General features: G+C 37.3%; 11 protein-coding genes. 7 read left to right on the forward strand and 4 right to left on the reverse strand.

Annotated features, from left to right (window positions below; genetic code table 11):
- The first annotated feature begins 64 nt into the window (after nt 1–64).
- A complete protein-coding gene (locus tag HMPREF3270_RS03380) occupies nt 65–370 on the forward strand; it encodes an ArsR/SmtB family transcription factor (protein WP_070847781.1) in 306 nt (101 codons plus the stop codon).
- Nucleotides 371–462: 92 nt separating this feature from the next.
- The gene (locus HMPREF3270_RS03385; protein ID WP_002479983.1) at nt 463–1,416 is read left to right on the forward strand and encodes an alpha/beta hydrolase; all 954 of its coding nucleotides are present in this window, start codon (nt 463–465) and stop codon (nt 1,414–1,416) included.
- 129 nt (nt 1,417–1,545) lie between these two features.
- Here the strand turns inward: HMPREF3270_RS03385 and adhE are convergent, their stop codons facing one another.
- Nucleotides 1,546–4,167: a bifunctional acetaldehyde-CoA/alcohol dehydrogenase gene (adhE, locus tag HMPREF3270_RS03390; protein ID WP_083326786.1), complete on the reverse strand. Its 2,622-nt coding sequence runs from the start codon at nt 4,165–4,167 to the stop codon at nt 1,546–1,548.
- Nucleotides 4,168–4,570: 403 nt separating this feature from the next.
- On the opposite strand from adhE, the gene HMPREF3270_RS03395 reads away from it, so the two are divergent.
- Both HMPREF3270_RS03395 and HMPREF3270_RS03400 read left to right on the forward strand, forming a co-directional pair.
- Nucleotides 4,571–5,488: an NAD-dependent epimerase/dehydratase family protein gene (locus HMPREF3270_RS03395; protein WP_070847778.1), complete on the forward strand. Its 918-nt coding sequence runs from the start codon at nt 4,571–4,573 to the stop codon at nt 5,486–5,488.
- 50 nt (nt 5,489–5,538) lie between these two features.
- Nucleotides 5,539–6,219, forward strand: a complete 681-nt coding sequence (locus HMPREF3270_RS03400) for a type 1 glutamine amidotransferase domain-containing protein (RefSeq protein WP_002479986.1) — start codon at nt 5,539–5,541, stop codon at nt 6,217–6,219.
- Between the two features lie 78 nt (nt 6,220–6,297).
- On the opposite strand, the gene HMPREF3270_RS03405 is transcribed toward HMPREF3270_RS03400, so the two are convergent.
- Complete coding sequence (locus tag HMPREF3270_RS03405) at nt 6,298–6,651, reverse strand: DoxX family protein (RefSeq protein WP_070847774.1); 354 nt, start codon at nt 6,649–6,651, stop codon at nt 6,298–6,300.
- Nucleotides 6,652–6,829: 178 nt separating this feature from the next.
- Here HMPREF3270_RS03405 and fmdA point away from each other — a divergent pair, with 178 nt between their 5' ends.
- Both fmdA and HMPREF3270_RS03415 read left to right on the forward strand, forming a co-directional pair.
- Complete coding sequence (gene fmdA, locus HMPREF3270_RS03410) at nt 6,830–8,023, forward strand: formamidase (RefSeq protein ID WP_070847771.1); 1,194 nt, start codon at nt 6,830–6,832, stop codon at nt 8,021–8,023.
- The gene (locus HMPREF3270_RS03415) at nt 8,023–8,283 is read left to right on the forward strand and encodes a zinc ribbon domain-containing protein (protein ID WP_023015592.1); all 261 of its coding nucleotides are present in this window, start codon (nt 8,023–8,025) and stop codon (nt 8,281–8,283) included. Before fmdA ends, HMPREF3270_RS03415 begins: the two co-directional genes overlap by 1 nt.
- Before the next feature lie 428 nt (nt 8,284–8,711).
- Here the strand turns inward: HMPREF3270_RS03415 and HMPREF3270_RS03420 are convergent, their stop codons facing one another.
- Nucleotides 8,712–9,413: an MOSC domain-containing protein gene (locus tag HMPREF3270_RS03420; protein WP_023015593.1), complete on the reverse strand. Its 702-nt coding sequence runs from the start codon at nt 9,411–9,413 to the stop codon at nt 8,712–8,714.
- A 229-nt stretch (nt 9,414–9,642) separates the two neighbouring features.
- On the opposite strand from HMPREF3270_RS03420, the gene HMPREF3270_RS03425 reads away from it, so the two are divergent.
- Nucleotides 9,643–10,533 carry a fructose bisphosphate aldolase gene (locus HMPREF3270_RS03425; RefSeq protein WP_002479991.1) on the forward strand — a complete coding sequence of 297 codons (891 nt, stop codon included), beginning with the start codon at nt 9,643–9,645 and terminating at the stop codon, nt 10,531–10,533.
- 229 nt (nt 10,534–10,762) lie between these two features.
- On the opposite strand, the gene HMPREF3270_RS03430 is transcribed toward HMPREF3270_RS03425, so the two are convergent.
- Nucleotides 10,763–11,143: an AAA family ATPase gene (locus HMPREF3270_RS03430; protein ID WP_256324337.1), complete on the reverse strand. Its 381-nt coding sequence runs from the start codon at nt 11,141–11,143 to the stop codon at nt 10,763–10,765.
- Nucleotides 11,144–11,349: the final 206 nt, after the last annotated feature.

Here is an 11,349-nt window from a genome sequence, read left to right on the forward strand (position 1 = left end):
TACACCTTATAGACGTGCTACAATAGGCAGTAATATCACATTAATGCTAGAAAAGAGGCCGACTATGATTAAAGAAACACTTCAACTTTTTAATGAAGGCACACCGATTTTAAACATCTTACAAGATGGTAGACGCCAAGAACTATTAGTACTGTTATGTAAAAAAGGACCTTTAACTGTAAATCAATTAACTGAACTAGTAACCATCTCACGCCCTGCAGTTTCACATCATTTAAAGTTGATGTTAGATGCAGGAATACTTTCTGTTGAACAAAAAGGACTTGAACGTTACTATCAATCTGACCTAGGTCCGACACTGGATTGGTTAAAGGCTTTAACTGCTTCTCTTGAAGATGATTTACAAAAATAACATTTTTTGAGCATATCTATGTTTAAGTTCGTAAACATAGTGGTATACTTTTACCAGAGAAAGAGACATTCTATATATGAAGGAGCTTGATTATGACTCAAAAAATTATTTTAGAACAAGCAGCACTTGACTTTGCGAAAGCCAATGACCCACATCCACGTATATATGAGTTACCTCCAGAAGAAGGTCGAAAATTATTAGAAGATGTACAATCATCAGATATTAAAAAATATGATGTAGATATTGAAGATACAACATTTGAAACAAAATCTTATGGCGAAGTTCCTGTTCGATTCATTCGTCCAAAAGGAAATCAAGAAAAATTACCAGTGATTTATTATATTCATGGTGCAGGTTGGGTATTCGGAAGCCCGCATACACATGACAAACTTGTCAGAGAACTTGCGGTGCGTACAAATTCAGTCGTTGTATTCCCTGATTATGATTTATCACCTGAAGCGAAATATCCAACAGCAATTGAACAAAACTACGATGTCTTACAACAATTAAAAGATGTCGCAGAGGATAAAAACTTAGACTTAAACCGTTTAACAGTTGCGGGTGATTCAGTCGGCGGTAATATGTCAGCTGTAATGACTTTAATGACAAAACAACGTAATGGCTTACCAATTCACCAACAATTACTTTATTACCCTGTAACAAATGCTTCGTTTGACACAGATTCTTATAATGAATTTGCGGAAGGTTACTATTTAACTAAAGAAGGTATGCAGTGGTTCTGGGATCAATATACAACAGATGAAAATGAACGCGCAGAAATTACTGCTTCACCATTACGTGCATCATTAGAAGAATTAAAAGACTTACCAAAAGCGATGATTATTAACGCTGAAGCAGATGTCTTACGCGATGAAGGCGAAGCTTATGCGCACAAATTAAGAGAAGCTGGTAATGATGTAACACATGCACGTATGCAAGGTACAATCCATGACTTTGTGATGGTTAACGATTTAGACAAAACAAATGCGACACGTGCAGCAATGGATTTATCTACAGACTGGATCAACAAACAAAACGAACAATAAAGTATTCACTTTAAGGCCGATGTCAAAAGCATCGGTCTTTTTCTATGTATCAAAAAACACGCCCCTTATATCAAGGACGTGTTTTGAATGGATGATTGAATTTTAGTCATTTGGAAAAGTCATAGCGACTTATTTTTGATAATCATAAGCAGTGATGATAATATCTTTTAGTTCACTGATTAATGGTTCTTTCGGGTTAGCAGTTGTACATTGGTCTTCGTATGCAAGTTCAGCCATACGGTCTACTGTTTTATCTAATACTTCTTGTGTTAAACCTTGTGCTTTAAGATTCATTTCGATACCTACGCTTTGACCTAATTCATAAACAGCATCTGCCAAAGCTTCCACTAAATCTTCTGTTGTTTTACCTTTTAAGCCTAAGAATTTTGCAATATCTGCATAATCTTGATCTGCTCTGAAGTAATCATATTTAGGGAACATCGCATGTTTTTGTGGATCTTTCGCATTATATCTGATGACATGCGGTAATAAAATCGCATTCGTACGACCATGCGGAATGTTGTATTCTCCACCGATTTTATGTGCAATTGAGTGACTGATTCCTAAGAATGCATTAGCAAACGCCATACCTGCAAGTGTTGAAGCATTATGCATACGTTCTCTTGCATCTGGATCTCCATCATTCGCTGAAGCTTTTAAATCATCGAAAACAATTTTAATCGCTTGTAAGCTTAAACCACGTGTATAATCACTTGCCATTACGGATACATAAGATTCAATTGCGTGTGTTAACACATCCATACCTGTATCAGCAGTGACCCCTCTTGGCACACTTAATACAAATTGTGAATCTACGATAGCTACATCTGGCGTCAAGGCATAATCTGCTAATGGATATTTAACATGTGTATCACTATCTGTGATAACCGCAAACGGTGTAACTTCTGAACCTGTACCTGAAGTGGTTGGAATACAAACCATTTTCGCACGTTGTGCTGGCATAATTTTATAAGCACGTTTACGAATGTCTAAGAATTTTTGTTTCGCACCGAAGAATGATAAATCTGGGTGTTCGAAGAATGCCCACATACCTTTCGCCGCGTCCATAACAGATCCGCCGCCGATTGCGATAATTGTATCCGGTTGGAATTCAACCATTAACTCTAAACCTTTATAGACAGTGTTAGTTGATGGGTTGGGTTCAACATCGCTAAAGATACGCACATCAGGTGCATCATTACGTCGTGCTAGTACTTCTTGTACACGTTTCGCATAACCAAGATTTACCATGCCTTCGTCTGTCACGATTACAACACGTTCAACTTCTTTCATTTGCGTTAAATACATAAGTGAGTTTTTCTCAAAGAAAATTTTAGGTGGAAGTTTGAACCATTGCATATTATTTCTCCTTTTAGCGATTGTTTTTATATTGATTAAATCGACAGCTGAAACGTTATGAGAAACTGAGTTATGTCCATAAGAGCCGCAACCTAATGTCAATGATGGAATCATTTCATTATAGATATTACCGATACCACCTTCAGCTGATGGAGAGTTGACTAACACATGACAAGCATTCATGCGAATACCGAATTCTCTTTGTAAAGCTTCATCTTCTGTATGCACGACTGCAGTATGACCTAAGCCGCCTAAATCAAGCATACCTTCACATAATTCTAAGCCATGTTCACGGTTTTCTGCTTTCACCATTGCGAGTACTGGAGATAATTTTTCACGAGATAACGGATAATCTGGTCCTACACCTTCAAGTTCCGCAATTAACATTTTCGTACCTTCAGGCACTTTGATTCCGACTGATGCCGCAATTTCAGTGGCTGGTTTACCTACGATATCTGCATTGACTGCACAACGGTCTTCACGCATCACGATACTTTCTAATTTAGATAATTCTTTTTTCTTCACTACATAACATTGATGTGCTTCAAATTCTTTTTTCACTTCATCATAGATTTCTTTATCTACAATGACACCTTGTTCAGAAGCACAAATCATGCCGTTATCAAAAGTCTTAGATACAATGACATCATTGACTGCACGTTTGATTTTCGCAGACTTTTCGATATATGCCGGTACGTTACCTGGTCCTACACCTAATGCTGGCTTACCTGTTGAATACGCAGATTTCACCATACCTGCACCACCTGTCGCAAGTACTAATGCCACTTTGTCATGGTTCATTAATAATTTAGTTGCTTCTAATGATGGATGTTCAATCCATTGAATAATATGTTCTGGTGCTCCTGCTTTGAGTGCTGCTTCATAAATGACTTTCGCCGCAAGTGCAGAAGATTGTTGTGCACTTGGATGGAAAGCGAAGATAATCGGATTACCTGTTTTAATTGCGATAATTGCTTTAAAAATTGTTGTAGAAGTCGGGTTCGTTGTCGGTGTTACACCACATATTACACCGACAGGTGAAGCTACATACGTCAAACCGCGTTGTTCATCTTCATCAATGACACCAATCGTTTTATTGTATTTGATAGATTGCCAGATATATTCTGATGCATATAGATTCTTGATAGCTTTATCTTCATAAATACCACGGCCTGTTTCTTCATAGGCAGCTTTCGCAAGTTCCATATGTTTGTCTACAGCTGCCATTGCCATCGCATGAACAATGTGATCAATTTGTGTTTGATCAAGCTTTGCTAATTCACGTAATGCATGTTGTCCATTTTCTGCAAGTGCATCAATCATTTGTTGCGTGGGATTAATTTCAGGTTGTACTTCTGTTGGTTGTTTCTCATTTTGAGTAGATGTAGTCATTTCTATTTCCTCCTCGACATGAATGCTTCTGAATTACTTTGTGAATTATTTCACAAACAGAATATCCTATTTTTTACTTGGAGTAAATGAAAAACACATATTTTTATTTTATTTCGTTACGATTGTGTGAACATCATAATTAAACAAATTCATATAAGACTTAGAACCGCAATTAGTTAAGCGCTTACATTATCCTTGTTAATTGTTCTGAAAAAAATTAAGTTGTTGTGAGCATATCAATTCCTATTTCACATTGAGCAAGGTAAAATAAATTTTACTTAGATGATCATTTAAGGAGCAGTTGATATTTTAGAAGTCACTGCTTAATTTTTTACCAACTATGTTTACGAACTTGAACATAAGGAAAAAGTAAAATAAACACACAAATTTGGAGTGATAAAGCATGCAAACTGTTCTAGGAAGTAATGGCCAAATCGGCCACGAAATTGCAAGAGAACTTTATAAAAATTACACAAAAGACATTCGTTTAGTCGGCAGAAAACCTAAAAAAATTCATGATAGTGATGAACTCGTTGCCGCAGATTTAATGAACTACGCAGAAGCATACCATGCGATTGAAGGCAGTGATGTTGTTTATTTCGCAGTCGGCTTGCCTGCCAATTCTGAAATGTGGGAACAACGCTTCCCTGTCATGATGAAAAATGTTATTAAAGCTTGCCTTGAAACCAATGCTAAACTGGCTTTCTTCGATAACACATACATGTATGAAAAAAACGCAAATGTACAAACAGAATCTAGCCCATTTGTACCTGTAGGACGCAAATCAGTGGTCCGTGCACAGATGGCTGAAATGGTCCTCAAAGCGATGAATGAACAAAATTTACAAGTGGTAATTGGTCGTGCACCTGAATTCTATGGTCCTGATAAAACACAAAGTATTACCAATACTTTAGTATTCGATCGTATTAAAGCTGGTAAAAAAGCGATTATTCCTGTCAGCGCTTCAGTGTTGCGTACTTTAATTTGGACACCAGATGCAAGTCGTGCGTTGGCGTTACTTGGTAATACACCAGATGCTTATGGCCAAACATGGCATTTACCAGTAGCCGGCAGTCTGACTTATGAGAAGCTCATCAAAAAAACAGAAGCAGTACTCAATCAAAAAATCGGCTACCATGTCTTACCAATGTGGGGCTTTAAAATTGGTAGCTTATTCAATGATCAAGTCAAAGAACTGATGGAATTACTGCCAAGATATAAATACAATAATATTTTCAATTCAGATAAATTTAAGCAACGTTTCCCAGAATTCCACATCACTTCTTACGATGAAGGAATTAAAACAGTATTTAATGCTTAAACAGGGTATTTAAGAAGAAGTGGGCTTTTCCATAGAAAGAAGGTTAAAGTATGAAAAAAATTATGATAGTCAACACAAGTACAGATCATTTCGGTGAATTTTCAAAACCAACAGGACTTTGGTTAGGTGAACTTGTTCACTTTTATGATTATTTTAACGACGGCAACTACGAAATCGACATTTTCAGTGTTGAAGGCGGCGAAACGCCAATAGACCCAGTTAGCTTGAACCCTGTCTTTTTAGATAAAGTGACAAAACGTTATTATGATGATGAAAAATTTATGACACAATTAAAATACTCTAAATCGATTAAAGAAGCAGATCCATCAAAATACGATGTTATCTACTTCACTGGCGGCCATGGGGTAATGTTTGATTTCCCTAATAATAAATACATTCAAAATGCGATTAATGAAGTTTATGGTCACAACGGTATTGTGGCAGCTGTATGTCATGGTATCGCAGCGTTATTAAACGTTAAAGACAATAATGGCAGATACTTCATTGACCAAAAACAAATGACAGGCTTTTCTAATACAGAAGAATTGCTCGCAAATCGTAAAAAACTTGTTCCATTCATGTTAGAAGATGAAATTAAACGTCGTGGCGCAGATTATCAAAAAGCCATGTTACCTTTCACACCTGAAGTTGAAACAGATGGACGACTTGTAACAGGACAAAATCCACAGTCACCTAAACAAGTGGCACAAGCAGTCAGTCGACTTCTTTAATTGAATCATTAAAGACTATAAAAAAGCTTCTTCTTGTTTAATTTTCAAAACAAGGAGAAGCTTTGTTTTTATTATTATTTATAGTTTGCGAATGAATGCCATTAAGACAAATTGCAATGGCAAGCGGCTGTATAAAGCCCACTTAGGTGGTTGATAATCGCCTAACGGCAATTGTTTGCGTGCCATATAAATATTAGCTGGAAATACCGAAATTAAAAAAGCATTGATACCTCGTTTAAATGCTCGGCTTGGGCGTTTCCAGAATAGAACGCCACCAATGATTAGTTCAACAATACCTGTTACAATTACTGCTGTTTTACGTAAGGGTAAATACTTCGGAACGATGCGAGTAAAAGCATCAGAACGCACAAAGTGCATGACTCCTGCTAGGCTGAATAGACCTCCTAAAACCAAACGTAATCCTTTACGCATTTCGTCACCTTCTTTTTATAGTCATCCTTTCTATTATTTCACAAATTGTAACTTTTTAACAAAAAATCAATATTTTTCACAAAAATTCAGAAAACGAGTTTAAAATGTAACTTTTTGAGGAATACTATTTCTAGTCAGAATCTTCAGTCACAAATTATTTCGGCAAGGGGGTAGGCATATGCCTAAGAAATTATTTAGTGTGGATTTGAATAAGAAAATGGATCAGCAAGCACATCCCGGACACAACCGATGGCACCCGGACATTCCGGCTGCATTTTCAGTTGAACCCGGGGAATCATTTAGGATGGAATGTTTAGACTGGACCGATGGTCAAGTCTCAAACAATGACGACCCAAGCGATATCAAGTATGTCAACTTGAACCGTGTACATGTACTGAGTGGTCCCGTATATGTCAACGGTGTTGAGCCTGGCGACTTACTCGTCGTCGACATCTTAGATATCGGCGCATTCCCAGAACACGAATGGGGCTTTAACGGAATTTTCGACGTGACAAACGGTGGCAGTTTCCTCGTTGACCATTACCCGAATGCCCAAAAATCGATTTGGGATTTCAACGGTATTTATGCGACAAGTCGTCATGTACCTGGTGTAGAATTTGTCGGATTGATTCACCCAGGATTGATTGGGGTTGCGCCTTCCCAAGAAATGTTGGATGAATGGAACCGACGTGAACAAGCATTGGTAGATACAGATCCGAACAGAGAGCCGGTATTAGCAAACTTACCTGATACGGATGCTGTAGTGCTTGGCACTTTAGAAGGAAAAGATTTCGACCGCGTCGCTAAAGAAGGTGCCAGAACCGTTCCTCCTAGAGAAAACGGCGGTAACTGCGATATCAAAAACTTATCGAAAGGTTCCCGCATTTATTTCCCAGTCTTTGTCGACGGTGCAAAGTTATCTGTCGGCGATCTGCATTTCTCACAAGGTGATGGTGAAATTACATTCTGCGGCGGTATCGAAATGCCTGGTTGGATTGATTTACGCGTCAACGTGATTAAAAATGGCATGGAAAAATATCAAATTAAAAAGAACCCAGCCTTCAAACCAGGACCTGTAATGCCGAACTATACAGATTATATTGTATTCGAAGGTATTTCAGTAGATGAATTCAGCGGAAAACAAGAGTATTTAAATGCGAATACCGCTTATCGCAACGCTTGTTTAAACGCGATTGAATTCTTAAAAACACGAGGCTTTACAGGTGAACAAGCTTATATGTTACTTGGAACAACGCCCGTCCAAGGTACAGTTGCTGGTATCGTGGATGTTCCAAACGCTTGTTGTACAATTGCAATACCTCGTGAAATCTTCAGAGATGATATCATTCCGAATTTGGAGCCTGATGAGTAATGCCCAATTACACTTATGCATGCGCAAAACACGGTGAATTTACGCTAAATCAATCTATGAATGAAAATCATGATTATGCAGTTTGCCCTGACTGCAATCAAGACGCAAAACGCGTCTTCGTCCCATTCAATACTTCAAAGATTGATTCAAAATTAAAAAGAAGAATTGAATCTGGTCAAGAACCAAAAGTTGTTTCGCACGATAAACTCCCAAACAAACCGAAACAACAAAATACGCATAACCGTCCTTGGATGGTCTAATCAATACTAAAAAATCGAATACCCATCATACAAATGATAAAATTCGCATACAAACATACAGCCCATTTGCATGCGATCGATAAACCTACAACTGAAAATTAAACCAGGCACATCCATCTACGTTGAGTTATACTCTCCTCAATGAATGATGCTTGATGTCCATACAAACACTTGGCATATGAAATGTTGCACATAATAAAAATAATAAACCGATATTGAAGATGTTAACGTGCAACGACACTGGATTAAATAATCCTATCCAATCATTGCCACAAAAGTAAAAGGTTAATCTGTCATAAATCACTCATGGCTGTTTTCTCCCCTTCGCAGCCATGAGGCTGACAGACAATAAGATAAGATGAATAAGAAAGACACATGTCGCCATTTCGGTGCATGTGTCTTTTATTTTTATTACAATAAGTATTTTTTTAAATGTTCGGACCATAGAGTCTTGGTGTATGATCCACCGCTTCTCCTTCAAGCAATTGACTTAACTCTTCTTTCCAAGACGGCGGTGTATAGTCATTATCCATTAGCTGACGCATCAGTTGCGGATGGTCTGTATGATGATATAATACATCATTCATCTTCGCAATTGTCCATGTTTCACATGGGCGTTCTACTAACTCAAACACATCGCCTTGTTGAATACGACCTTCCTCAAGCACTCTGAAGTACCAACCTGTACGCCCTGTATCTTGAATACGTTGTCCGAAGTCAATCCATTTCACCCGTCTGCCTGGTTTCCAACAAGGTCTGCGTGGTTGTGAGACTTGTACTAACGCTTCACCGACTCGATAAATATCTCCGATACATACAGTCGTTTCATCCATATCTGTGACAGATACATTTTCACCATTTGTCCCGGCTTTGAATTCTGCATCTGGATATTCTTCTGCCCATTTATCATAATGAATGACACTATACGCAAATAATGCTTTTTCTGGTCCGCCGTGATGTTTCTTATCTCCCACATCATCACCTTCCAAACCGCTTTTAGTCAGAAAGACAGGTATCGGCATGGCTTTCTTATACGCAGCAGTCATCCACTGCTGATCCAGTTTATTAACGGCGTGCGGATGCCCTACTGTTTCCACACCGCCTACAAATAACGTTTCTATTCTGCTCACCGTCTTCACCCTTTCAACAAATCCCTTTCACACTATTGTAACGTATTTTAGTTTCAAATGAATACTAACAAGACGTTTAATGTCATAGTTTCAAGCCAATAATCTATCTAAAATTCCGTTTGTGATTTATTTTACATTTATGAGTTAAACTATTTGCGAAATCACTTCATTTTTACCATACTAGAGATGAAAGAGATATAGCAAAATGCGGAAAGAGGAGTGTCAATAAATGAACCAAGAACAATTTGACAAAATTAAAAATGGTAAAGGATTTATCGCAGCATTAGACCAAAGCGGTGGTAGTACTCCTAAAGCGCTTAAAGCTTACGGAATTGAAGAAAATGAATACTCAAACGATGATGAAATGTTTGACCTTGTACACGAAATGCGTACACGCATCATTACTTCACCTGCTTTCAACGGAGATAAAATCCTAGGAGCTATCCTATTCGAGCAAACAATGGATCGTGAAATTGAAGGACAATACACTGGTGACTTCCTAGCAAGCAAAGGTGTCGTACCATTCTTGAAAGTCGACAAAGGATTAGCCGACCAAAATGAAGGCGTTCAATTAATGAAACCTATTCCAGATTTAGATGAATTATTGAAACGCGCAAACGAACGTCATATCTTCGGTACAAAAATGCGTTCTAACATTTTAGAAAACAACAAAGAAGGTATCGAAAAAGTTGTTAAACAACAATTCGAAGTTGCTAAAGAAATCATTGCGGCTGGTTTAGTACCAATTATCGAACCAGAAGTTAACATTCACGCAGAAGATAAAGAAGCAATCGAAGAAAACTTAGCAGCAGCAATCAAAGCTGAGTTAGACAACTTAAATAAAGATCAAAATGTTATGTTGAAATTAACAATTCCAACAAAAGCAAACACTTATAAAGAACTTATCGAACACCCTCAAGTGGTACGTGTTGTTGCATTATCTGGTGGTTACAGCCGTGAAGAAGCAAACAAAATCTTAAAAGAAAACGATGGCTTAATCGCAAGCTTCTCTCGTGCATTAGTAACTGACTTGAACGTTAACCAATCAGACGAAGAATTTAACAATAAATTACAAGATGCGATTGATACAATCTACGACGCATCAGTAAACAAAGCATAATTATAAGTATTCGATGAAAGCGAATCTCTCTTTGAGGTTCGCTTTTTTATTTGCGTTAACTACCGCCACTTGTCCAAAATAATCATTTGGACGAGTGGTTTATTTTAACTTCACTTTCCCGCATAAAACGATTAATTTCTTTAAACCCATTTAATTCAATCCATTTCACTCGATTTAAACTATTTGTTTTAGCTTGAATCATAGAAGGAAAATGATTGCTTGGAAAGTTTCAAATATATTTTACAAATTCGAATCGCAGTGACTTCGGATTGCCGCCAGTATCCTCATTCTTTAATAATCTAAAATAACGTTTAACCACATTCAAAATACATTTCCAACGTGGTGCTTTCAACCAAATGACAAGTTCTGCTTGTTCTAATCTCAAAGGTAAAGTGTCTCTATAATTCCCATCTATAATCCAAGATTCATTTTCAGCAATTACTTTTTCGATTTGTTTTATAAACTCTTCTTGATTAATTGTTTCATGATCATTTTTCCAAAACAGTTTATCTAAATGAAAGACTGGAATATTCATTTTCTGACTTAACTGTTTAGCAAATGTTGATTTTCCTGTGCCAGGGCTGCCAATCACCAGAATCCTTTCCGCCATATTATCCGCCTCATTCCTCTTAATAGTGAATCGTTATCATGTGTTTAATCAAGATTATATGCATCTATGCGCATACAAGCAAATCTATGGTCAAAAAGACTGATTCATCTCTATTCTGACCTATATATCACAAAAAACCTGACTCTTTTTCGAGTCAGGCAATCAGTTTATTTCGGCTCTTTGTCAAATTCGGTTGATATATAAAA

Source organism: Staphylococcus sp. HMSC65H10, assembly GCF_001839185.1.
In the GTDB taxonomy this organism is placed as follows: domain Bacteria; phylum Bacillota; class Bacilli; order Staphylococcales; family Staphylococcaceae; genus Staphylococcus; species Staphylococcus simulans.

Bases quoted from the DNA above. Each gene is read 5' to 3' on its own strand.
- HMPREF3270_RS03425 (WP_002479991.1), top strand. From the start codon at position 9,643: ATGAACCAAGAACAATTTGACAAAATTAAAAATGGTAAAGGATTTATC.
- HMPREF3270_RS03395 (WP_070847778.1), top strand. From the start codon at position 4,571: ATGCAAACTGTTCTAGGAAGTAATGGCCAAATCGGCCACGAAATTGCA.
- HMPREF3270_RS03415 (WP_023015592.1), top strand. From the start codon at position 8,023: ATGCCCAATTACACTTATGCATGCGCAAAACACGGTGAATTTACGCTA.
- HMPREF3270_RS03380 (WP_070847781.1), top strand. From the start codon at position 65: ATGATTAAAGAAACACTTCAACTTTTTAATGAAGGCACACCGATTTTA.
- HMPREF3270_RS03430 (WP_256324337.1), bottom strand. From the start codon at position 11,143: ATGGCGGAAAGGATTCTGGTGATTGGCAGCCCTGGCACAGGAAAATCA.
- adhE (WP_083326786.1), bottom strand. From the start codon at position 4,167: ATGACTACATCTACTCAAAATGAGAAACAACCAACAGAAGTACAACCT.
- HMPREF3270_RS03385 (WP_002479983.1), top strand. From the start codon at position 463: ATGACTCAAAAAATTATTTTAGAACAAGCAGCACTTGACTTTGCGAAA.
- HMPREF3270_RS03400 (WP_002479986.1), top strand. From the start codon at position 5,539: ATGAAAAAAATTATGATAGTCAACACAAGTACAGATCATTTCGGTGAA.
- HMPREF3270_RS03405 (WP_070847774.1), bottom strand. From the start codon at position 6,651: ATGCGTAAAGGATTACGTTTGGTTTTAGGAGGTCTATTCAGCCTAGCA.
- fmdA (WP_070847771.1), top strand. From the start codon at position 6,830: ATGCCTAAGAAATTATTTAGTGTGGATTTGAATAAGAAAATGGATCAG.